Raw genomic sequence first — 23,189 nt, 5'->3', positions numbered from 1 at the left:
CGGTCAACGGCGGATGCGGGTCATCCCGGGATCGAACAGCGGCTCCTCGGCGACCGTGGCGGACACCTTCTCGCCGAAGTACTCCACGTGCACGCCGGTCCCGGAGGCCAGAGCGGCCGGCAGCCAGGCGTACGCGACACAGCGGCCGAGCGTGTAGCCGTACGCGGCGCTGGTCACATGTCCGGCGGGGGCGCCGTCCACGTACACCGGCTCCTTGCCGAGCACCACGGCGGCGGGGTCGTCGAGGAGGAGGGGCGTCAGCCGCCGGTCCGGTGCGCCCGCGCGCTCCAGCGCGGCCCTGCCGAGGAAGTCCGCCTTGTCCCTGCGGACGGCGAAGCCGACGCCCGCCTCGTAGGGGTTGTCCTCGTCGGTCATGTCCGTGCCCCAGGCCCGGTACCCCTTCTCCAGCCGCAGCGAGTTGAAGGCCGACCGCCCGGCCGCGATCACGCCGAGCCGTTGCCCGGCCTCCCACAGGGTGTCCCAGAGCCGGAGCCCGAGGTCGGCCGTGGTGTACAGCTCCCAGCCCAGCTCACCGACATAGCTCAGGCGCAGGGCGGTGACCGGCACATGGCCTACGTAGGTCTGCCTGGCGCGGAAGTAGCCGAACGCCTCGTGCGAGAAGTCGTCCGGGGTCAGCGGCTGGACCAGGTCGCGGGCCAGCGGGCCCCAGACGCCGACGCAGCAGGTGCCGGAGGTGATGTCCCTGACGTGGACACCGTCGGGCGCGTGGCGAAGCAGGTGGTCGAGGTCGGCGGGGGAGTTGGCGCCGACCTGGAAGTGACCGGGGGAGAGGCGGGCGACGGTGAGGTCCGAGCGGATGCCGCCGGTCTCGTCCAGGAGGAGCGTGTAGGTGACCGCTCCGGGCTTCTTGCGGAGGTTGTTGCTGGTCATGCGGTCGAGGAAGTCCAGGGCTCCGGGACCGGTGACCTCCAGGCGGCGCAGCGGGGTCATGTCGTACAGGGCGACCCGCTGGCGGGTGGCGCGCGCCTCCGCCGCCGCGATCGGGGACCAGTGACGGGCCGACCAGGCGTCGCGGCCGGGCAGCCCGAGGTCCGCGGCGAGCGGGGCGTTCGCCTCGTACCAGTGCGGGCGCTCCCAGCCGCCGCCCTCCAGGAAGTACGCGCCGAGTTGCTGCTGACGGGCGTGGAAGGGACTGACCCGGAGCGGGCGTGGCCGCTCCACCGGCTGGAGCGGGTGGACGACGTCGTACACCTCCACGAACTGCTGCGCACCGCGCTCACGGATGTACGCCGGTGAACGCTGCGCCTCCTCGAACCGCGTGAGGTCGCACTCGTGCACGTCGAGCGACGGGCGGCCGTCCACCATCCACTCGGCGACGGCCCTGGCGGCCCCGGCCGAGTGGGTCACCCAGACCGCCTCCGCCAGCCAGAAGCCGCGCAGCGCACGGGACTCGCCGAGGACCGGCATGCCGTCCGGGGTGAAGGAGAAGACGCCGTTGAAGCCCGACTCGATCCCGGCCCCGCGCAGGGCGGGCATCAACCGGCGGCAGTCCTCCCAGCTGGGCGCCCAGTCCTCGGGGGTGAAGGGGTACGACGACGGCATGTCCATGTCCCGGGCGCGGGCCTCGTCGTAGCCGGGGACGGCGAACGGGTCGACGGGCAGCGGACGGTGGGCGTAGGAACCGATGCCGAGCCGGTCGCCGTGCTCCCGGAAGTACAGGTCCCGGTCCTGGAAGCGGAGGATCGGCTTCGAGGCGTCCGCCGTGGCACCGCTCAGTCCGGGCAGCGGCCCGGTCCGCGCGTACTGGTGGGCGAGCGGTTGCAGCGGGACGTCGACCCCGGCCATGCGGCCGACGACCGGCCCCCAGAAACCCGCCGCGGAGACGACGTGGTCGGCGGGGAAGGTGCCGCGGTCGGTGACCACTCCCGTGACCCCGCCGTCCGCATGCTCGATGCCGGTGACCGTGTGCCGGTCCAGCACACGCGCGCCCCGAGCGACGGCGCGGTCCAGCTGGGCGCGGCAGGCGTGCAGGGCGCGGGCCAGGCCGTCTCCCGGGGTGTGGAAGCCGCCGAGGATCACCGACTCGTCGAGGAGCGGCCACAGTTCCCGGCAGCGGGCGGCGCCGACGATCTCGCCGTGCACACCCCAGGAGGTGGCGTACCCGGCCCTGCGGTGCAGGTCGGCGAGGCGCTCCGGGGTGGTCGCCAGTTCCAGGCCGCCGACCTGCTGGAAGCACGGGACGCCGTCCCAGGCGAGGGCGGTGAACTTCTGGACGGTGTACTGGGCGAAGGCCGTCAGGGTGCGGGACGGACTGGTCCGGAAGACGAGGCCGGGCGCGTGCGAGGTGGAGCCGCCGGGAGCGGGCAACGGGCCCTGGTCGAGGACGGTGACGTCCGTCCAGCCGCGGGCGGTCAGTTCGTCGGCGAGCGAGCAGCCGACGATGCCGGCGCCGATGACGACCACGCGGGGCGGACGACCGGGGGCACGGGTGCTCACAGGACCACCACCGAGCGCAGCACCTCGCCGCGGTGCATCTTTGCGAACGCCTCCTCCACCCCGTCCAGCGCCGTCGTCTCCGAGACGAAGGCGCCGAGGTCCAGCAGCCCGTGCAGGTACTGGTCGATCAGGAACGGGAAGTCGCGGCTGGGCAGGCAGTCCCCGTACCAGGACGACTTGATCGCGCCGCCGCGCGAGAACACGTCGAGGAGCGGGAGTTCGACCGTCGTGTCCGGGGTGGGCACCCCGACCTGGACCAGTACGCCCGCGTGGTCGCGCATGTAGAACGCCTGGCGGAAGGTCTCCGGCAGCCCCACGGCGTCGATCGCGAGGTCCACGCCGTGTCCGTCGGTCAGCGCGCGGACCGCTTCGACCGGGTCGGTGCCGCGGGAGTCGACGGTGTGCGTGGCGCCGAACCGTTCCGCCCGGTCCAGTTTCCCGCCGTCCACGTCGACCGCGATGACCTTCACGGCGCCGTTCAGGGCGGCGCCCGCGATCGCCGCGTCGCCGACGCCGCCGCAGCCGATCACGGCGACCGAGTCACCGCGGCCCACACCGCCCGTGTTGACGGCGGCGCCGTAACCGGCCATCACCCCGCAGCCGACGAGACCGGCGGCCTCGGGCCGGGCGGCCGGGTCGACCTTCACCGCCTGCCCGGCCGCGACCAGGGTCTTCTCGGCGAAGGCCCCGATACCGAGGGCGGCGGTCAGCGGGGTGCCGTCCGGCAGGGTCATCGGCTGTGCGGCGTTGCGCGACTCGAAGCAGTACCAGGGACGGCCGCGCCGGCAGGACCGGCAGTCACCGCAGGGAGCCCGCCAGGCCAGGACCACGTAGTCGCCCGGCGCGAGCCCGCCGACGCCCTCACCGACCGCCTCGATCGTGCCGGCCGCCTCGTGGCCCAGCAGGAACGGGAAGTCGTCCGTGATCGCGCCCTCCCGGTAGTGCAGATCCGTGTGACAGACCCCGCAGGCCTGTACGGCGACCAGCACCTCGCCGGGCCCCGGGTCCGGGACGACGATCGTCCGCACCTCCACGGGTGCGCCCCTCTTCACAGCGACTACGGCACGGACCTCGTGTGGCACGACAAGCTCCTCTGCTGTTGCGCATTGCACGATGGGTTGCGCGATGAGGAACATAGTGGGAATGCCATCAAGTGGTCGTCAAGGGGTGCGGGTTAACCCTCGGCAAAAGGACACGGGACGGCTGAAACCAGCGCCGTGACCGCCCTCCGCCCGTGCCGTCCCCGGCGTCGGGTCAGCCGCCCCAGCCCATCCGGCGGGACAGTTCGACCCCCGCCGCCAGGGTGCGCTTGGCCAGGTCGGGCAGCCGGTCCGGCGTCAGCCGGTAGACCGGGCCCGAGACGCTGATCGATGCGATCACCTTGCCGTCGTGGGACCGGACGGGGGCGGCGACGGCGGCCAGCCCGATCTCCAGCTCCTCCTGGGTGATCGCGTAGCCCTGCCCGGTCACGGTCTCCAGTTCCCCGCGCAGCACCGCCGCGCCGGTGACGGTGTGCTCGGTGAACCGGTGCAGCGGGCGGGCCAGCAGGCCCTCGCGCAGCGTGGACGGCAGATGGGCGAGCAGCACCTTGCCACTGGCGGTGGCGTGCAGCGGGGTCCGCCGGCCGAGCCAGTTCTGCGCGGTCACGGAGGCGGTGCCGCGGGCCTGCATGACGTTGACCGCCGCGTCGTCGTCCAGGACCGCGATGTTCGCCGTCTCGCCCAGTTCGTCGGCGAGTTCGCGGCAGACGGGCACGCCCTCCTGCGAGATGTCCAGGCGCACCGCCGCCGCTCCCGCGAGGCGCAGCACGCCGGCGCCCAGGTAGTACTTGCCGCGCTCCTTCTCCTGGGCCACCAGGCCGCGGTTCTCCAGCACACCGAGCAGCCGGAAGGCCGTGGACTTGTGCACCTCCAGCTCGTCGGCGATCTCGGTGACGCCCGCCTCGCCGTGCCGGGCGAGGATCTCCAGCACGCTCACGGCGCGGTCCACCGACTGCACGGCGCTCGCCGCGCCCCTGCCGCCGCTGCCGCCGCTGCCGCCGCCCTGCTTGTTCGGCACGTGGTCCTCACCATGGTCGGGCTGCCTCTGTGTGCGGGTCATGGCTCAACTCTCACCACCTGACGGCCCCGTGGGGACCGCATCTGCGGGAAGCCCTTGACGCCACGGGCACCCGCCCCGGATTCTGTTGCGCATAGCGCTCTCCAGTGCGCCATGTGAAACATCATGTTACCGAAGCGTCCGGATCCCGGAAGGGTACGCGTCCCGCGGCCCGGCGGGACACGCGTTCCGGACCGAGAGGGGAGCACCATGATTCCCGTCTGCCGTCTCGAAGACCTCCCCAAGGGCGAGTCCGCCCGCGTCGCGACGAATCCGCCGATCGCCGTTTTCCACACCGACGACGGCGATCTCCACGCCATCGACGACACCTGCAGCCACCAGGACGCCTCCCTGTCCGAGGGCTGGCTGGAGGGCTGCCTGGTCGAATGCCCGCTGCACGCCGCCTCGTTCGACCTGCGTACCGGTCGGCCCACCTGCCTCCCGGCCCGCCGGCCCGTGCGCACCCACCGGGTCACCGTCGACGACGGCGTCGTCCACGTCCACCTCGCCGCCGAGGAGGGAAGCGCCGCATGAGGACCGTGACCGTCGTCGGCGCCTCGCTGGCCGGCCTGTACGCCGCCCGGGAACTGCGGGCCCAGGGATTCGACGGCCGACTGGTGGTCGTCGGCGACGAACCGCACCGGCCCTACGACCGGCCGCCCCTGTCCAAGGAGTACCTCACCGGCCTGGCCGACGAGGAGCGGCTGGCGCTCACCGACGCCGAGGAGACCGCCGACCTGGACGCCGAGTGGCTGCTCGGCGTCCGTGCCCGGGGCCTGGACGCCCCCGGCCGTACCGTCCTGCTCGACGACGGCCGCACCGTCTCCACCGACGGCGTCGTCGTCGCCACCGGCGCCTCGGCCCGGCGCCTGACCGGCGGCGGCCCGTCCGGCGACCGCCCGTCCGGCGTCCACACCCTGCGCACCCTGGACGACGCACGCGCCCTGCGCGCCGAACTCACCCGCGGGCCACGCCGGGTGGTCGTCGTCGGCGGCGGGTTCATCGGCGCGGAGACCGCCTCCTCGTGCGCCGCCCTCGGGCACGAGGTCACCGTCGTCGAGGCCGCTCCGCTCCCGCTCGTGCCCCAGCTCGGGCCCGAACTGGCCGCGGTGTGCGCCGCGCTGCACCGGCGCGGCGGCGTCGGGCTGGTCACCGGCGCCTCCGTGAGCACACTGCGGGGCGGTGCGACCGTCACCGGGGTGACCCTCACCGACGGCCGGACACTGCCCGCCGAGGTGGTGATCGTAGGCATCGGTGCCATGCCCAACACCGCCTGGCTGGCGGGCTCTGCACTGGTCCTGAACGACGGCGTCCTGTGCGACGACGGCTGTGTCACGTCCCTGCCGCAGGTGGTCGCGGTCGGTGACGTGGCCCGCGTCGGCGGCACCCGCGCGGAGCACTGGACCTCCGCCACCCGGCAGCCCCGGGCCGCCGTGGCCAACCTGCTCGCCGGACGCACGGTGGAGAGCGCGCGGTCGGTGCCGTACTTCTGGTCCGACCAGTACGGCGCGCGCCTCCAGTTCGCCGGCCGACGACGGGAGGGCGACTCCGTCCGCGTCGTCGAGGGCGGGGCGAGCGACGGCGCTCCGGGCGAGGACGGTCTCCTCGCCCGCTACGAACGCAACGGCCGGACCACCGCCGTGCTCGCCGTGGACCGCCCCCGCTCCTTCATGAGGGCCCGGCGCGAGCTCGCCCACGAGGCCGACCGGGTGCCGGTGCAGCCGGCGACCGGCGCCGTACGCGGGCCGCCGCCCGGCCGCTCAGGGATGCGACAGCTGTCCCGCGCCGCCCCGCCGGCCTATCCGCTCCTGGCCCCGCTCGGCGGCCCGGGCCTGACGCCTCGCCCGGCGACGCTCGCGGCGCATGGCCCGCGCGGTGCTGCTCGGCTCCGACACGACACCGTGCCGCTGGTTCCACACCTGGCGCGTCACCCACACGTCCAGCACGCCCCAGGTGGCCACCACCGTGCCCGCCACACTGGCGAGCACCATCGGGAACGCCAGCCAGGACTCCGCCAGCGTGCTCAGGAAGGCCACCATCGCCAGTATCAGCGTCACCGCGACGACCAGCACCGCGCGCACGGCCGCCGTACGCACCGGATCCGGCAACCGGCGACGCCGCGCGGGCTCCTCGCGCCACAACGGCCGGTACGCCGACTGCCGCCCGCTCGCCCGGGTCTCCCGCCCGGTCACCGGAGTGTCGCGATCCGGCGCCTCGGGGACCGGTGCGGTCCCTGCGGTCACCTCGGTCGCACCCTCGTCCGCGGGCGCCCCGCTCCGCTCCGCCGTGCCCATCAACATGTCACTCCCCACCGCCAGCAGCCCGCTCGTCCGTGTCCGAAGACACGGCTCCCCTCTGGCTGCCCGGCTTGCGCTGCTTTACGCCGCCCGGGGGCGGGACGCGGCTCCTGTGGCCGATTCCGCCTCCATTTCCCGTAGTGAAGGACGAACGGCGGGTCCCCAAGATTCCCGAAAATCCCGCGCAGTCGAATAATTTCGGCCAATCCGCCCGTCAGGCCGTCCCGCCGACCCCGCGTCCGCCCGTCGATCCCGGGAGGCAATCTCCCGCAATGGCCGGACAACTGACCATCGCCGACCCTGGGCGCGGAAGTTCGGCCTCCGGACGGGTCTTCGAGTTACCTGTGCGTCAGTAGTAGGCTCGCGCCGTTTGTTGACGCACATGTGTACCCCCCGCCGGTGGGGGTCGAGCTGGGGGAGGCCATGCGCTTTCGCGGGAAGTCGATCCGCCGGAAGATCGTGGCGCTGCTCCTCGTGCCGCTGGTGTCCCTGACCGCGATCTGGGCCTTCGCCACGATCCTGACGGGCCGTGAGGCGGCCCGGCTGTTCAGCGTCTCCACCGTCGTCGAGGAGATCGGCTACCCGATCGAGGACACCGTCCGCGTCCTCCAGCAGGAACGCCGCCAGACCCTCGTCCACCTCGCCGACCCCCGCGCCTCCGACGGGCTCGCCGCGCTGCAGCGCAGCCGCACCGCCACCGACGAGGCCGTCGCGGAGATCCGCCGCAACGCCGCCGACGCCGACGTGCGGGACGACCTCGGCCAGGCCGGGGAAGAACGGCTCACCGCCGTACTGGACGCCTTCCACGGCCTCGGCTCCCTGCGCCGCAGCGTCGAGGACGGCACCGTCGACCGCGCCCAGGCCCTCGGCCTCTACAACCGCCTGGTCGACCCCTGCCACGACCTGCTCGCCAACCTCAACGTCGTCGACGACGTGGGCCTCGACAAGCAGTACCGCGCGCTCGTCAACGTCTCCCGCGCCCGCGAACTGCTCTCGCGCGAGGACGCCCTCCTCGGCTCCGCCCTGGTCACCGGGCGACTCACCCGCGCCGAGATCCGGGACGTCTCCGACCTCGTCGCGCAGCGCACCGTGATGTACGACATCAACCTGCCGCTGCTGCCCGCCACCGAACGCGGCCGCTACCAGCGCTTCTGGAAGAACGCCTCCTCCGCCCCGCTCCGGGTCGCCGAGCAGGCCGCCGTCTCCTCCGGCACCGGCACCGGCACGCCGAGCGGAGTCACCGCCCAGAGCTGGGACACCGCGGCCGGGAACGTCCTCAAGGAACTCGGCGACCTCGACGACAACGCCGCCGACCGCTATCAGGACCGTGTCGACCCGGTCGCCACCAGCACCATCGCCAAGGCCGTCGTCGCCGGCGCGCTCGGCCTGATCGCCCTCCTCTACTCCCTCTTCCTGTCCGTCCGCATCGGCCGTTCCCTCATCCGCGACCTCAAGCAGCTGCGCCTGGACGCCCACGAGGCGTCAGGCGTCCGGCTGCCCAGCGTGATGCGCCGCCTGTCGGCGGGCGAGGAGGTCGACGTCGAGACCGAGGTGCCGCGCCTGGAGTACGACCGGAACGAGATCGGCGAGGTCGGCCAGGCCCTCAACACCCTCCAGCGGGCCGCCGTGGAGGCCGCCGTCAAACAGGCCGAACTCCGCGCGGGCGTCTCCGAGGTCTTCGTCAACCTCGCGCGCCGCAGCCAGGTGCTCCTGCACAAGCAGCTCACCCTGCTCGACACCATGGAACGCAGGACCGAGGACACCGAGGAACTCGCCGACCTGTTCCGCCTGGACCACCTGACCACCCGTATGCGCCGGCACGCCGAGGGCCTGGTCATTCTCTCCGGCGCCGCGCCCTCCCGGCAGTGGCGCAAGCCCGTCCAGCTCATGGACGTGGTGCGGGCCGCCGTCGCCGAGGTCGAGGACTACGAGCGCATCGAGGTCCGCAGGCTGCCGCGCGTCGCCGTCACCGGACCCGCGGTCGCCGACCTCACCCACCTGGTGGCCGAACTCCTGGAGAACGCCACGGTGTTCTCGCCGCCGCACACCGCCGTGCAGGTGCTGGGCGAGCGCGTCGCCAACGGCTTCACCCTGGAGATCCACGACCGCGGCCTCGGCATGGCCGCCGACGCCCTGCTCGACGCCAACCTCCGGCTGGCCGAGACACCCGAGTTCGAGCTGTCCGACACCGACCGGCTCGGCCTGTTCGTGGTCAGCCGGCTCGCCCAGCGGCAGAACGTCCGGGTCTCCCTGCAGCCCTCGCCGTACGGCGGCACCACCGCGGTCGTCTTCGTCCCCGACGCGCTGCTCAGCGACGACGCCCCGGACACCAACGGCGTCGGCTTCCGCCTCGACCGCCCCCAGCACGTCAAGGACAAGGAGCGGGAGGCGAGCCGCCGTTCCGCCCTCTCCCACGTGCCCGCACGCCTCCCTGAGCGCCCCGCCGCGCTGCTGGACGGCCCGGTCGAGCTGGAGGCGCCCGTCGACCTGGACGCCCTCGACGACCAGGACAGCGAACACGGCGGCCTGTTCCGCCCCCGCCGCTCCCTGGCCGCGGCCGACGACGACCAGGCCGCCCGCCGCAGCGGACCACGACGCCCCGACTCCCGTGACGGTGACGAGCCGGCGGCCGAGGACGGAACCGAGGCGAGCGCGCCGGTCGCGCTGCCCCGCCGCCGCACCCCCAAGCTGGTCAGCTCGCACGGGCGCCCCGTCCCCGAACGGACCGCCCGGGACACCGCCGACGAACTCCCCGCGCTGCCCGCCCGCCGTCGCCCGAAGGACACCGCCGACCCCACCGCCGAACGCGGTGGCGGCGCGCCCTCCGCGCGCGGGGACGCTCCGTCCGCGGACGCCGGGACCGGCGCGCTGCCCCGACGGGTACGGCAGGCCAGCCTGGCCCCGCAGCTCAGGCAGAGCCCCGAACCGGCCGCCGAGGACCGCTCCGACCCCGCCGACCGCGACGCCGACGAGGTACGCAGCCGTATGGCCTCGCTCCAGCGCGGCTGGCAGCGCGGCCGCAAGGAGAACGCCACGGGTGAGGACCCACCCGGCGGCACAGCACCATCAGCACCACGAGGAACGACTAAGGGGGACGGTCGATGACCGCACCGAAGGCGACCGGCCACACCGCGACCAAGTCCGGGGAGCTGAACTGGCTCCTCGACGACCTGGTGGACCGTGTCGCGAGCATCCGCAAGGCCGTCGTCCTGTCCGGGGACGGCCTGGCAACGGGCGTGTCCAAGGACCTGACCAGGGAGGACAGCGAGCACCTGGCCGCCGTGGCGTCCGGCTTCCACAGCCTCGCCAAGGGCGTGGGCCGGCACTTCGAGGCGGGCAGCGTCCGGCAGACGGTCGTCGAACTCGACGACGCCTTCCTGTTCGTCACCGCCGCCGGCGACGGGAGCTGCCTGGCCGTCCTGTCCGACGCCGACTCGGACGTCGGACAGGTCGCCTACGAGATGACCCTGCTCGTCAAGCGGGTCGGCGTGCACCTGGGTACCGCGCCCCGCACCGATCCGCCCTCGGGCGGGTAAGTGGGATGACATGAGCGCAGACGGTCAGGGAAGAAACCACTGGTTCGACGACGAGGCCGGTCCCGTCGTCCGTCCGTACGCCATGACGCGCGGCCGCACCACCAGCGCGGCCCAGCACCGCCTCGACCTGATCGCGGTGGTCGTCACGGAACCCCACGCGGACGACCCCGAGGCGGACGTCACGCTCTCCCCGGAGCACGTGGACATCGTCGGCCTGTGCCGCGACACCCCGCAGTCGGTCGCCGAACTCGCCGCCGAACTCGACCTCCCCGTCGGGGTCGTACGGGTGCTGGTCGGCGACCTCGTGGACATCGAACTCGTCCACGTCAACCGGCCCGTGCCCCCGGCCGAGCTGCCGGACGAGAACATCCTGCGCGACGTGATCAACGGGTTGAGGGCGCTGTGAGCCGGCCCCCGTTCAGGTCGGGCGGCGGCACGTTAAGGAGAAGAAACCGATGATCTTCGGGCGTTCCCAGCGCGGCAAGCCGCCGGTCGAGCCCGTCACCCTCAAGATCCTGGTGGCCGGCGGGTTCGGCGTGGGCAAGACCACCCTCGTCGGCGCGGTCAGCGAGATCAGGCCGCTGCGCACCGAGGAACTACTCACCGAGGCCGGGCGGCCCGTCGACGACGTCAGCGGGGTGGAGGGCAAGCACACCACCACGGTCGCCATGGACTTCGGGCGGATCACCCTGCGCGAGGACCTGGTGCTGTACCTCTTCGGCACGCCCGGCCAGGAGCGGTTCTGGTTCATGTGGGACGAGCTGTCCGAGGGCGCGTTGGGCGCCGTCGTGCTGGCCGACACCCGGCGCCTGGAGGACTGCTTCGCCGCCGTCGACTACTTCGAGCGGCGCTCCATCCCGTTCGTGGTCGGCGTCAACCGCTTCGAGGGATCGGCGCGCTACCCGGCCGACACCGTCCGCCGGGCCCTCGACCTCGACGAGGACGTGCCCCTGGTGATGTGCGACGCCCGGGACCGTGAGTCCGTCAAGGAGGTCCTCATCGGCGTCGTCCAGCACGCGATGGCCCAGGCGGCGGACCGCCGCCGAGCCGTCACGACGTGAGCGACCGCCGGCACGTGATCGGTCGTCGGCCGAAGAGCGGCTGACGGGCGGCCACTCGGCGTTCCGCCGCCAGTGCGCCCCGAGTTCGTCGAGGCCGCCCCACACACCGGTGGCCGGGCCGGCCGCGTAGGCGGCATCGGGACGGGTCGTCCCGGGGACCCGGGGGCGGATCACCGGCACGCCCGGCACGCCCGCCCGGAGAGCGCCCCCGGACGGCCGGCGTACGGCGGTTGCGGTCGACCGCTCAGCCCGCCGGCGCCGTCGTCCGGTCCGTGCCGCGCCGGACCTCGTGACCCGGGGCGTCCGCCCGGCCCACCACCCAGCTCGCCCCGCGCAGCGCCTTCGCAGCCTTCTTCAACGGCGCCAGGCGGGCCGCCGCCCGCCGGTGGTCCGGCACGCTGCCGGGCGCGCACAGGACCGTCGCCAGGGACAGCGTCACGGGCCGTCCGCCGGCCGACCACGGTACGTCCAGCACCGAGGCGGCCAGCGGATCCAGCCCTTCCGGATCGGTGAGCACCAGGAAGTCGTCACCGCCGATGTGCCCCACCCGGGTCTCCCCGGCCGCCGCCTGGAGCAGCGCCCGTCCCACCGCTCGGATCAGCTCGTCGCCCGCGGCGAACCCGGCTCCGTCGTTGACCTGCTTGAAGCGGTCCACGTCGAGCCAGCTCAGCGCGAACGCCCGCCCGGCCGCGATGCGCCGGTCCACCTCGGCCGTGATCGCGTCCGAACCGGGCAGCCGCGTCAGCGGATTGAGCCCGGCCGCCTCCTCCACGCGGCTCTCCGCCAGCGCCCGCACCAGGTCCGCGAGCCGTACGACGCCCACGCACCGCCCGCGCGCGTCCACGACGGCCACGTCGTCCGACGTACGGTCGGGGCCGCCCACGGCCACCACGTCCAGCACCTCCCAGGCCGTCGCGTCGACGCCCACCGTCCGCGGCGGGTCGCCGAGCTTGGCGGCCGGCCGGTCGGCGTACAGGGCGTGGCCGTAGCGCCCCGACATCGACAGCAGGAAGCGGGAGCGGTGCACCGAGCGCACCGGAACCCCGTCCCGGTCCACGAGCAGCACCCCGGACACGTCCGGCGCCCCGGTCAGCAGCGCCCGCACCCGCCCTGCCGAGGCCGTCGCCGGCAACAACGCGGCCGGCCGGACGAACTGCCGTACCGGCGGCCCCGACCGAGGCGCCGGCGCGAGGCCGGGGGAGCCGGGCGGCACGTAGACGTCCACCGTGGGCAGCCGCGCGGGCGGCGCGAACAGCTCGCCCTGCGCCAACTGCGCCCCGGCCGCCCGCGCGACGGCGCAGTGCGCCTCCGTCTCCACGCCCTCGACGGCCAGCAGCGCCCCCGACTCCTCGCACAGCACCCGCATCGCCCGCACGGCCGCCGGCCGCGCCAGCAGCGAGGCGTCGAGCTTCACCAACTCCGGCGCCAGATCCGTCAGCAGCCGCAACGGCGCGTCCCCGTCACCTACCCCGTCCGCCGAGATCCGGAAGCCCTGCCGCCGCAGCACGGCCACGGCGTCGAGCAGGGCCCGCCGCGGCACGTGCGTGTAGGGCGGACACACGTCCAGCGTCACCTCCCACGGGAGCCGGCCCGCCTCGCGCACGGCGTCGTGCAGGGGCTGGAGCCCTCCGAGGTCGGCGAGCGTGCCCGCGAACACGTTGACGTGCAGCGGCAGCAGCGTCTCCCGGCGCACCGCCGCGCGCAGCGCCGACACCGCGAGCAGACCGTCGAGTTCGGGATCGCGGCGCGCCTCGGCGAGCACGTCGCCGGTCTCCGGCCGGGCCAGTATCTCCAGCGCCGCGACCCCGCCGGTCATCAGGTTGACCACCGGTTGGAAGGCGAAGCGGAGAGTGTCCGTCCAGGAGCGCACGGGAGCAGGATGGCGCGGCGGCCTCCCAACCGGGTCCAGTTCACGCGACGTTCACGCAGGATTCCGGCGCGCTCACGCAGCGTCGGTCCGGCGTGTCGCGGGCCCGCCCCCTTCCCACGCGGAGCCCCACCCTGATAGATGCAGGGGACATGACACGATTCTCCACCGCGCTCCGCGGGCTGGTCACCACCTTCGCCGCCCTGCTCGCCGCCACCGCCCTCCCCGCCACGGCAGCCCCCGCCACCGCGCAGGCGCGGCCCGAACCGAGGGCCCCGGAGGACTTCGTCGCCCTGCGGAGCGTCGACCCGACGATCATCGAGGAGATGCGCTACGTCACCGCGCACAACTTCGTCGGCGAGCGCGTCGACGGCTACCGGCAGCCCCTGTGCATCCTCACCCGCCCCGCGGCCGAGGCCCTCCACCGCGCCCAGACCCGGCTGCTGCGCCAGGGCTACTCCCTCAAGGTGTACGACTGCTACCGGCCCCAGCGCGCCGTCGACCACTTCGTGCGCTGGGCCGAAGACCTCGGCGACCAGGACATGAAGGCCGAGTTCTACCCGGACGTCGACAAGACCCGCCTCTTCGCAGACGGCTACATCGCGGAGAAGTCCGGCCACAGCCGCGGCTCGACCATGGACCTCACCCTCGTGCGGCTCCCCGCCAGGCCCACCCGCCCGTACCACCCCGGCCAGCCCCTGGTGCCCTGCTTCGCGCCGCAGGGCGAGCGATTCCCGGACAACTCCGTCGACATGGGCACCGGCTACGACTGCTTCGACACCCGCTCGCACACCCTCGACCCCCGCATCCAGGGCGTCCAGCGCGCCAACCGGCTGCTGCTCAAGAACACCCTGGAGGACGCCGGCCTGGTGAACCTCCCCGAGGAGTGGTGGCACTTCACCTACAAGCCCGAGTCCTACCCGGACACCTACTTCGACTTCCCGGTCTCCGCGACGTCGCTCGCCGGCCGCCGCTGACCGGCCTGCCGGAGCCGCCCCCTCCGCTGATCGGATACAGTCCGCCGCGTGTCCGAAAATGAAACCTCCGTTCCCAACTCCGCGCCCGACTCCCACTGTTCGAGCTGTGGATCGCCCTACGGAGAGGGCGTCTCCGGCTGGCCCCGCACCTGCCCCGCGTGCGGCACCGCGGCCTACCGCAACCCGCTGCCGGTCGCGGTGGCCCTCCAGCCCGTGTACGACACACAGGGCACCGCCCTGGTCGTCATCACCCGCACCGTGACCCCCGCACGCGGAGGCGTCGCCCTGCCCGGCGGCTACGTCGACGACCGGGAGGACTGGCGGCAGGCCGTCGTCCGCGAACTCAAGGAGGAGACGGGCATCGACGCGGCCGGCCGCGACGTACGGCTCGCCGACGCCATGAGCTCGCCCGACGGCCACCTGCTGCTCTTCGGGCTGCTGCCCGAGCGGCCGGCCGAGCAACTGCCGCCCTCCACCGCCACGGACGAGACCGAGGGATGGCACCTGCTGCGCAGGCCGGAAGAGCTCGCCTTCCCGCTCCACACCCGGGCCGTACGGGCCTTCTTCGAGGGCCGCTACATCTGAGCCGCGCGCTCGGCCAGCCCCCGGACGCGGACGGGGCAGGACGGCTCGCTCAGACCGTCCTCGCCCTCCCGCTCCACGACCACCCGAGGACCCTCCCAGCGGCACACGTACCGTTCGATCTCCGGTTCCGCCCAGCCGTCGCCCGCGTCCGGCACGACCAGCCCACCGCCGGTCCGCCCCCGCGCGGGCGCCCACACCTCGAGTTCCGGCAACCCGTCCTCCCCGCGCACCGGAACCACCGCTCCCGCGCGCGCGAACACCGGAATCCGCGCCCGGGGAGCGTCGACCAGCACCTGCGCCGGACCCTCGTACGCCCGCTCCGTCACCACGTCGTACCAGCGCCCCCGCGGCAACCGCACCGCTCGCCGGTCCGCCCCGGCACTGAGCACCGGGGCCACCAGCAGACAGTCGCCCAGCAGAAAGGCGTCCTCGCAGTCCCGCAACGCCCGGTCCTCCGGCGCCTGCCACCACAGGGGACGCACATAGGGAGCACCCGTACGCCGGGCCAGATGCGCCAGCGTCACGAAGTACGGCAGCAGCCGCCGCCGCTCGACGAGCGCCACGCGCGCGTGCTCCAGCACCTCGGCCCCGAACTCCCACGGCTCCCGCCGCCCCGAACCGCCGGAGGTGCGGAACAACGGCAGACAGGCGGCCAGCTGGAACCACCGCAGATAAAGCTCGGCCGACGGACTCCCGTCGGCCCCGCCCACCTCAGGACCCGCGTACGGCACCCCGCACAGCCCGAGCCCCAACACCTGCGCCAGCGACGCCCGCAACCCCGGCCAGCCCGTGGCCACGTCCCCGGACCAGACGCCGCCGTAGCGCTGCTGGCCGGCCCATCCGGAACGGGAGACGACGAACGGCCGCTCGTCGGGCGTCAGCGCCCGCAGCCCCTCGTACCCGGCCCGCGCCATGCCCAACGCGTAGACGTTGTGCGCCTCCCGGTGGTCGCCGCCCCTGCCCTCCAGCGCGTGCCGGGCCGACCGCGGCAGCGTCGGCTCCCCGAAGGCGGCGAACGACGTGGGCGCGTCCAGGTCGTGCCAGACTCCGGCGAACCCCCGCCCGAGCCGCTCCTCGTAGAGCCCGCCCCACCACTCGCGCGCACCCGCGTGCGTGAAGTCCGGGAAGACCACGTCCCCGGGCCGCCCTACACCCCGCACGACCGCCCCGGTGGCGTCCCGCACGAACACGTCCGCGCGCGTCCCGCCGTCGTACACCGCGTTGCCGGGCGCGGCCGCGACCGCGGGCTCGACGGCCGACACCAGCCGCACGCCCTCCCTGCGCAGCTCCTCGGCGAGCACGGACAGCTTCGGGAACCGCTCCTCGTCGACCGTGAACACCCGCCGGCCGGCGCCGTGCCCGATGCCCAGATGCACCGCGTCCAGTGGCAGCTCACGCTCCTGATGGCCGGCCACGACCCGCCTCAGCTCCTGCTCGTCGCCGACACCCGCCTGCGCGTGGTGATGCCCGAGCGCCCACGTCGGCGGCAGCGCGGGCGCCCCGGTCAGCGACGCCCAGGCCAGCAGCACGCGCGCGGGGGTACCCACCGTCACCCAGCAACGCAGCGGACCGCCGTCCATCCGCAGCACACTCCGCCCCGGCCGGTCGTGCCCCGACCCGGCTCCCTCCGCACCCTCCCGCAACGCCACCGTGCCGTCCCACGCGCTGTCGTGGAAGACCAGGTGGGTCCCCGCGTCCGCCACCACCAGCTGCACCGGCATCGTGACCGACGACGCGTCCTCGTCGGCGGCGAACGGCAGGCCGGGACCGGTGTTCCACAGCCGGTACGTGCCGTTGCGCAGCCGGGGCCCGGCAGACCGCCCGCCGAGCCCGAAGAACCGGGCGTCGGCCGCCACCTCCGACCGCTGCGTCCAGCGCGCGGGACCGCCGTCGACCGGCTCCCACCAGCGGGGCGGCAGCTCACGGCGCAGCACCACACCCCCCGGCGTACGCACCTCGACCGCGCCGTGCCGGGACACGGCCACCGTCGCCCGCTCCGCCACCACCCGCCAGCCGCCGTCCTTGTCCGGCTCCAGCACCGCCCGCGGATCAGCCTCCGGACAACGGCCCGCCAACGCGTACGAAGGCTCCGGCCCCGCCCCGTCCCAGCCCCAGAACACGGCTCCGTTCACCGCCACGAGGATGCGCAGCTCCGAGCGGTCGAACCGGACCACACCACCCCCGGGCCCCGGTTCCACCTCCCGCATCGGACCCGGCACCCGCGCCCGCTCCGCACCCCGCGGCGGCAGCCCCGCCGCATCGACACGCCGCCTGCGCCACGCCGCCCGAACCGTACGCAACCCCTGCGCCACGCCCGCGGAACCGACCGTCTTCATCGAACGCACCAGGTCACGACCGTCCATGCTGCTCACCCTGCCATCGACCAGCGCGCACAGAGGCGTCGTTCAACTGCCGTTCACCCGTGACCGGACCACATCTTCATGTCACCGACTATGTGGGGCGCGCCCTGGTGCGGAAGTCGATCACATGGCATCGTCCCTGTCAGCCGCGTCACGCGCACACCCCAGCCCGTGCGCGGAGGACGCACACGACGCGCACAGTCCGGGAGCCGCCCCATGTCGACCGAGAACCCCCAGCCGCTCTGGCAGCCGGATGCGGGACGCATCGCCCAGGCACGCATCACCAGGTTCCAGACCTGGGCGGCCGAGCACCACGCAGCCCCCGCCGAGGGCGGGTACGCCGCCCTGCACCGCTGGTCCGTCGACGACCTGGACACCTTCTGGAAAGCCGTCACGGAGTGGTTCGACGTCCACTTCTCGACCCCCCACGCGCGCGTGCTGGGCGACCGGTCGATGCCCGGCGCCCAGTGGTTCCCCGGCGCCACGCTGAACTACGCCGAACACGCCCTGCGCGCGGCCGCCACCCGCGCGGACGAACCGGCCCTCCTGTACGTCGACGAGACCCACGAGCCGGCCCCCGTCACCTGGGCCGAACTGCGCCGCCAGGTCGGCTCTCTCGCCGCCGGACTGCGCGCCCTCGGCGTACGCCCGGGCGACCGCGTCAGCGGCTACCTCCCGAACATCCCGCAGGCCGTGGTCGCCCTCCTGGCCACCGCCGCCGTGGGCGGCGTCTGGACCTCCTGCGCGCCCGACTTCGGCGCCCGCAGCGTCCTGGACCGCTTCCAGCAGGTCGAACCCGTCGTCCTGTTCACCGTCGACGGCTACCGGTACGGCGGCAAGGAACACGACCGCCGCGACACCGTCGCCGAACTGCGCCGGGAACTGCCCACCCTGCGCGCGGTGATCCACATCCCGCTCCTCGGCACCGGGGCCCCGGACGGCGCCCTGGAATGGGACACCCTGACGGCCGGCGACACGGAGCCCGCCTTCGAGCAGGTGCCCTTCGACCACCCCTTGTGGGTGCTCTACTCCTCCGGCACCACCGGCCTGCCCAAGGCCATCGTCCAGTCCCAGGGCGGCATCCTGGTCGAACACCTCAAACAGCTCGGCCTGCACTGCGACCTCGGCCCCGAGGACCGCTTCTTCTGGTACACCTCGACCGGCTGGATGATGTGGAACTTCCTCGTCTCCGGCCTGCTCACCGGCACCACGATCGTCCTCTACGACGGCAGCCCCGGCTTCCCGTCCACCGACGCCCAGTGGCGCATCGCGGAACGCACCGGTGCCACCCTCTTCGGCACCTCCGCCGCCTACGTCATGGCCTGCCGCAAGGCCGAGGTGCACCCGGCCCGGGACCTGGACCTCTCCGCCGTCCAGTGCGTCGCCACCACCGGCTCCCCGCTCCCGCCCGACGGCTTCCGCTGGCTGCACGACGAGTTCGCCGCGAGCGGCGCCGACCTGTGGATCGCCTCCGTCAGCGGCGGCACCGACGTCTGCTCCTGCTTCGCGGGCGCCGTCCCCACCCTCCCCGTGCACATCGGTGAACTCCAGGCCCCCGGCCTCGGCACCGACCTCCAGTCCTGGGACCCGAGCGGCAACCCCCTCACCGACGCGGTCGGCGAGCTGGTCGTCACCAAGCCCATGCCCTCGATGCCGATCCGCTTCTGGAACGACCCCGACGGCAGCCGCTACCACGACAGCTACTTCGACACCTACCCCGGCGTCTGGCGGCACGGCGACTGGATCACCCTCACCTCACGCGGCTCGGTCGTCATCCACGGACGCTCCGACTCCACCCTCAACCGGCAGGGCGTCCGCATGGGCTCGGCCGACATCTACGAAGCCGTCGAGCGACTCCCCGAGATCAGGGAATCCCTCGTCATCGGCATCGAACAGCCCGACGGCGGTTACTGGATGCCCCTCTTCGTCCACCTCGCACCCGGAGCCGCCCTCGACGACGCCCTCCTCGACCGCATCAAGCGGACCATCCGCGCCAACCTGTCCCCGCGCCACGTCCCCGACGAGGTCATCGAGGTGCCCGGCATCCCGCACACCCTGACCGGCAAACGCATCGAGGTCCCGGTCAAGCGCCTCCTCCAGGGCACCCCGCTGGAAAAGGCCGTCAACCCCGGCTCCATCGACAACCTCGACCTGCTCCACTTCTACGAGGACCTCGCCCGCAAACGCTCCTGACCAGCACACCGACGAGCCGGCCGCCCCGGGCGGCGGCCGGCTCCCCGCGCCCGCCCGACGCCGTTGTCAGTGCCTCCGATTACTGTGAGTGAGCATTGATCGACCGTGCACAGGGGGAAACATGGCGCACACCGACCAGACCGACCACACCATGCGACGCGTGCTGCGCCGCGAGATCGCGGGCACCATCGGACTGCTCACCGACGAACACGACTTCCGCGCCATGCGGCGCTACCGAAGCTTCACCTTCCACGACCACGCCGCCTACCTCCACCAGGTAGAGGCCCTCCTCAGGGCCCGCGCGGCACAGGGCACCCACACCACGGTCGCGCTCTTCGACCCGGAGGAGTACGCCGCCTTCTGCACGGCGGCGGGCCTCGACGCCGACGCCGTCGCCAGCCGCGCCCGCTTCACCGCCGAACTCGCCGCCCACGGCCCCACCGTGCCCTACGAGGGCCAGCCCCTCACCGACCTGCTCCCGGCCCTCGTCGACGAAGCCGTCCGCCAGGCCACCTGGGAGTACACGTCGAGCGTGCTCGCCCGCCTGGGCAGCTGCGCCACCTGCGGCGAGGACCTCGGCCGGGCCGCCTTCACCCGGGCCTCCCGACTCCTGGGCCGCGTCCTCGAAACGGCTCCACCGGGCAGCCGACACCTGGTCTGCAGCGTCTCCGGGCACCCGGACGAAACCCTGGTCTCCGCCCTCCTCGTCGACGAGGAGACCGACGGCATCCCGCACTTCGACGAGGCCGAGGCCCTGGAGTTCACCAGCGTCCTCGCCCTCGGCCTGGCCACCCACAGCCCCGGCGGACTCGTGATGCGCGTCAGCCCACCGAACGGCCCCGACCGCATCCACGGCTGGCGCCTGCGCGGATACGGCCTCCAACCGCTCACCGCCGCCGAGGTCTTCGACGCCTACTGCACCGACGTCGAGTCCGGCGACCTCGTCTCCCCGGAGTCCAACGTCGACTACTGCGCACCGCCCGACCTCGGAGACGACCGCCTGCCGCCGGGACACCACCACTGAACGCGTGCGGGGCGCCCCACCCGAAGGTGGAACGCCCCGCACCGCGGCGACAACGGCAACCGCACCCGGCCCCTACTCGCCGGACAGCACCGCCTGCGCGGCGGTCCGCGCCTCCTCGGCACTGTCCGCGGCCCTGGCGGCAGCCGCGGCACGCTCGCACTGCGCCAGCGTGAACTTCGCCAGCGTCGCCCGCACGTACGGCAGCGACGCCGCACCCATCGACAGGGAGGTGACACCGAGACCGGTCAGCACACACGCGAGCAGCGGATCCGAAGCGGCCTCACCGCAGACACCGCAGCTCTTGCCCTCGGCCTTCGCCGCCTCCGCCGACAGCGCGACCAGGTCGAGCAGCGCCGGCTGCCAGGGGTCCTGCAGCCGGGACACCGCGCCCACCTGGCGGTCGGCGGCGAAGGTGTACTGCGCGAGGTCGTTCGTCCCCAGCGACAGGAACTCGACCTCCTGCAGCACCGAGCGGGCCCGCAGCGCGGCCGACGGAATCTCCACCATCGCGCCGAACTTCGCCCGCAGCCCGGCCTCCCGGCAGGCGTCGGCGAACGCCTTGGCATCGGCCCGGTCCGCCACCATCGGCGCCATGACCTCGAGGTAGACCGGCAGCCCCTCCGCCGCCTTCGCCAGCGCCGTCAGCTGCGTACGCAGCACGTCCGGGTGGTCGAGCAGCGTCCGCAGGCCCCGCACTCCGAGTGCGGGGTTCGGCTCGTCACCCGGGGTGAGGAAGTCCAGCGGCTTGTCCGCGCCGGCGTCCAGCACCCGCACGACGACCCGGCCCTCCGGGAACGCCTCCAGCACCTGGCGGTAGGCGGTGACCTGCTTCTCCTCCGACGGCGCGTTTTCGCTGTCGTCGAGGAACAGGAACTCGGTGCGGAACAGGCCGACACCCTCCGCGCCCGCCTCGACCGCCGCGGGCACGTCGGCGGGACCACCGATGTTCGCCAGCAGCGGCACCTTGTGACCGTCCGAGGTCGCACCCGGCCCGGTCGCGGCGGCCAGCGCGGCCTTGCGCTCGGCGGCCTCGGCCGTCAGCCGTGCCTTCTTCTCCTCACCCGGGTTCACGAAGATCTCCCCGGTACTGCCGTCGACCGCGACGACGGTGCCCTCGGGAAGCTCACCGGCGCCCGGCAGGGCTACCACGGCGGGCACGCCGAGCGCCCGCGCGAGAATCGCGCTGTGACTGGTCGGCCCACCCTCCTCGGTGACGAAACCCAGCACGAGCGTCGGGTCGAGCAGCGCGGTGTCGGCCGGCGCCAGATCCCGCGCGATGAGCACGTACGGCTCGTCGCTGTCCGGGACACCCGGCATCGGCACCCCGAGCAGACGGGCGACGATACGATTCCGCACGTCGTCGAGGTCCGCCACGCGGCCGGCCAGGTACTCACCGGCACCGGCCAGTAGGGCACGGTACGCGGCGAAGGCGTCGTACACGGCGCGCTCGGCGGTGCTCCCGACGGTGATCCGCCGCTCCACGTCGGCCATCAGCTCGGGGTCCTGGGCCATCATGGCCTGCGCCTCGAGCACGGCCTGGGCCTCGCCTCCGGCCAGATTGCCGCGCGCCATCAAATCGGCCGCCACAGCTTCCACGGCCTTGCGGGCGCGCCCCTGCTCACGCTCCGCGTCCTCGGCCGGGATCTGCTTCGCCGGCGGTTCCAGGACCGCCGTCCCCATGTGCCGAACCTCACCGATCGCCACACCGTGACTCACGCCGACGCCTCGCAGCGTTGTCTCCATCTCACCCGTCCCGATCATGCGGCGGGTCCCGCCGCCGCGGTGGTTGTCCTACCAGCCGTCGATGCCGCCGTGTGACGGCACGGACGTCACTTCCAGAGGAAGAGGCTCTCGCCGGCCTTCACGTCGCCGTCCTCACGGAGGTCGGTGAGCGCCTCGGCGGTGGCCTCCAGGGCCACGATCGGGCAGATCGGAGACTTGCCCGCGGCCTCGACCGCGGCAGGGTCCCAGCGCACCACGCCCTGACCGCGCACGACGGTGTCCCCCTTGTTCACGAGCAGCTCGAAGCCCTCGCCGTTGAGCTGCACGGTGTCGATGCCGAGATGGGTCAGCACACCGTGTCCGCTCTCGTCGACGACGACGAAGGCGTGCGGGTGCAGGGAAACGATGACGCCGTCGACCGGGGCCACCGCCTCGGAGGGCTCCCGAACGGGGTCGATGGCGGTGCCCGGGCCGACCATGGCCCCGGAGAAGACGGGATCGGGCACAGCGGCCAGGCCGATGGCGCGTCCTGCGAGCGGGGACGAGACGGTGGTCATGGGAAGCCTCCCAGGGCGGAGATCTGTACGGGCCGTCACTGCCTGTCCCGGACGGCACACTGAGCAGCAGGGTATGTCATAGGAAGTACCGGTTCCGCATGAGTGTTCCGATTAGAGGTCTAGACCACACTCCTCACGGATTTGCACCCGTTCTGCGGCCCGGTGTAGAGTCGTTAGTCCTGCCTGAGGTTGAGCATGCGCAGCAAGGCGTCCTCGCCCCGGCAGTACCCAACTCATCAGATCCTATCGCTGGATCACCTTCTGCATGTCCGCAGGACGGTGGTCAGAAGCACCGGGAAAGCCTGATAGTGTTGGAAACACCGAAGGGAAGCGCCCGGAGGAAAGCCCGCGAGATTATCTCGGGTGAGTACAAAGGAAGCGTCCGTTCCTTGAGAACTCAACAGCGTGCCAAAAGTCAACGCCAGATATGTTGATACCCCGACCTGATCGGTACTT

17 protein-coding genes and 2 pseudogenes are annotated in these 23,189 nt (G+C 73.2%); 10 read left to right on the top strand and 9 right to left on the bottom strand.

From position 1 onward, the window contains the following. Positions 1–3: 3 nt before the first annotated feature. The 3 genes from ACZ56V_RS37720 to ACZ56V_RS37710 form a co-directional block, all read right to left on the bottom strand. Complete coding sequence (locus ACZ56V_RS37720; RefSeq protein ID WP_467381820.1) at positions 4–2,457, bottom strand: GcvT family protein; 2,454 nt, start codon at positions 2,455–2,457, stop codon at positions 4–6. Continuing rightward, a complete protein-coding gene (locus ACZ56V_RS37715; protein ID WP_356371934.1) occupies positions 2,454–3,539 on the bottom strand; it encodes an S-(hydroxymethyl)mycothiol dehydrogenase in 1,086 nt (361 codons plus the stop codon). The genes ACZ56V_RS37720 and ACZ56V_RS37715 overlap by 4 nt, the downstream gene beginning before the upstream one ends. A gap of 172 nt (positions 3,540–3,711) precedes the next feature. Beyond that, on the bottom strand, positions 3,712–4,455 hold the full coding sequence (locus ACZ56V_RS37710; RefSeq protein WP_467382045.1) for an IclR family transcriptional regulator: 744 nt from the start codon (positions 4,453–4,455) through the stop codon (positions 3,712–3,714). A 309-nt stretch (positions 4,456–4,764) separates the two neighbouring features. Between ACZ56V_RS37710 and ACZ56V_RS37705 the strand changes: the two genes are divergently transcribed. Next, a complete protein-coding gene (locus ACZ56V_RS37705) occupies positions 4,765–5,088 on the top strand; it encodes a bifunctional 3-phenylpropionate/cinnamic acid dioxygenase ferredoxin subunit (RefSeq protein ID WP_356371933.1) in 324 nt (107 codons plus the stop codon). Further along, a pseudogene (locus ACZ56V_RS37700) lies at positions 5,085–6,281 on the top strand (NAD(P)/FAD-dependent oxidoreductase); the annotation flags it as partial. The gene ACZ56V_RS37705 and the pseudogene ACZ56V_RS37700, both read left to right, overlap by 4 nt. 33 nt (positions 6,282–6,314) lie before the next feature. Here ACZ56V_RS37700 and ACZ56V_RS37695 read toward each other — a convergent pair. After that, the gene (locus ACZ56V_RS37695) at positions 6,315–6,848 is read right to left on the bottom strand and encodes a hypothetical protein (RefSeq protein ID WP_398918419.1); all 534 of its coding nucleotides are present in this window, start codon (positions 6,846–6,848) and stop codon (positions 6,315–6,317) included. Positions 6,849–7,274: 426 nt separating this feature from the next. Between ACZ56V_RS37695 and ACZ56V_RS37690 the strand changes: the two genes are divergently transcribed. From ACZ56V_RS37690 to ACZ56V_RS37675, 4 genes are read left to right on the top strand one after another with little or no spacing between them, the layout of a single operon-like run. Beyond that, on the top strand, positions 7,275–9,956 hold the full coding sequence (locus tag ACZ56V_RS37690) for a sensor histidine kinase (protein WP_468948186.1): 2,682 nt from the start codon (positions 7,275–7,277) through the stop codon (positions 9,954–9,956). Then, positions 9,953–10,387, top strand: coding sequence for a roadblock/LC7 domain-containing protein (locus ACZ56V_RS37685; protein WP_398918402.1), 435 nt, complete (start codon positions 9,953–9,955; stop codon positions 10,385–10,387). The genes ACZ56V_RS37690 and ACZ56V_RS37685 overlap by 4 nt, the downstream gene beginning before the upstream one ends. Positions 10,388–10,397: 10 nt before the next feature. Next, positions 10,398–10,793 (top strand): DUF742 domain-containing protein, encoded by a 396-nt coding sequence (locus tag ACZ56V_RS37680; RefSeq protein ID WP_076973432.1) that lies wholly within the window; start codon positions 10,398–10,400, stop codon positions 10,791–10,793. 49 nt (positions 10,794–10,842) lie between these two features. Next, positions 10,843–11,448: a GTP-binding protein gene (locus ACZ56V_RS37675; protein ID WP_398918404.1), complete on the top strand. Its 606-nt coding sequence runs from the start codon at positions 10,843–10,845 to the stop codon at positions 11,446–11,448. Positions 11,449–11,466: 18 nt separating this feature from the next. On the opposite strand, the pseudogene ACZ56V_RS37670 reads toward ACZ56V_RS37675, so the two are convergent. After that, positions 11,467–11,646 (bottom strand): annotated as a pseudogene (locus ACZ56V_RS37670) (glycerol kinase); the annotation flags it as partial. 46 nt (positions 11,647–11,692) lie between these two features. Beyond that, positions 11,693–13,318, bottom strand: a complete 1,626-nt coding sequence (locus tag ACZ56V_RS37665) for an EAL domain-containing protein (RefSeq protein ID WP_467381816.1) — start codon at positions 13,316–13,318, stop codon at positions 11,693–11,695. 149 nt (positions 13,319–13,467) lie between these two features. Between ACZ56V_RS37665 and ACZ56V_RS37660 the strand changes: the two genes are divergently transcribed. Together ACZ56V_RS37660 and ACZ56V_RS37655 are read left to right on the top strand one after the other, a co-directional pair. Beyond that, complete coding sequence (locus tag ACZ56V_RS37660; RefSeq protein ID WP_398918409.1) at positions 13,468–14,292, top strand: M15 family metallopeptidase; 825 nt, start codon at positions 13,468–13,470, stop codon at positions 14,290–14,292. A gap of 48 nt (positions 14,293–14,340) precedes the next feature. Further along, positions 14,341–14,877: an NUDIX domain-containing protein gene (locus tag ACZ56V_RS37655; protein WP_398918411.1), complete on the top strand. Its 537-nt coding sequence runs from the start codon at positions 14,341–14,343 to the stop codon at positions 14,875–14,877. On the opposite strand, the gene ACZ56V_RS37650 is transcribed toward ACZ56V_RS37655, so the two are convergent. Next, entirely contained in the window at positions 14,868–17,240 is a 2,373-nt protein-coding gene (locus ACZ56V_RS37650; protein ID WP_468948182.1) for a glycoside hydrolase family 31 protein, read from the bottom strand. The two genes, ACZ56V_RS37655 and ACZ56V_RS37650, sit on opposite strands and share 10 nt — an antisense overlap. 213 nt (positions 17,241–17,453) lie before the next feature. On the opposite strand from ACZ56V_RS37650, the gene ACZ56V_RS37645 reads away from it, so the two are divergent. Next, positions 17,454–19,430 (top strand): acetoacetate--CoA ligase, encoded by a 1,977-nt coding sequence (locus ACZ56V_RS37645; RefSeq protein WP_468948180.1) that lies wholly within the window; start codon positions 17,454–17,456, stop codon positions 19,428–19,430. A gap of 121 nt (positions 19,431–19,551) precedes the next feature. Then, positions 19,552–20,454 (top strand): hypothetical protein, encoded by a 903-nt coding sequence (locus ACZ56V_RS37640; protein ID WP_468948178.1) that lies wholly within the window; start codon positions 19,552–19,554, stop codon positions 20,452–20,454. 72 nt (positions 20,455–20,526) lie between these two features. Here ACZ56V_RS37640 and ptsP read toward each other — a convergent pair whose 3' ends face one another. Both ptsP and ACZ56V_RS37630 read right to left on the bottom strand, forming a co-directional pair. Further along, a complete protein-coding gene (ptsP, locus tag ACZ56V_RS37635; RefSeq protein WP_356371923.1) occupies positions 20,527–22,197 on the bottom strand; it encodes a phosphoenolpyruvate--protein phosphotransferase in 1,671 nt (556 codons plus the stop codon). Between the two features lie 86 nt (positions 22,198–22,283). Then, positions 22,284–22,733, bottom strand: a complete 450-nt coding sequence (locus tag ACZ56V_RS37630) for a PTS sugar transporter subunit IIA (protein WP_115741075.1) — start codon at positions 22,731–22,733, stop codon at positions 22,284–22,286. Positions 22,734–23,189 lie beyond the last annotated feature (456 nt).

The organism is Streptomyces sp. NPDC034099 (assembly GCF_055575415.1).
This window is presented reverse-complemented; position numbering and strand designations above follow the sequence as displayed.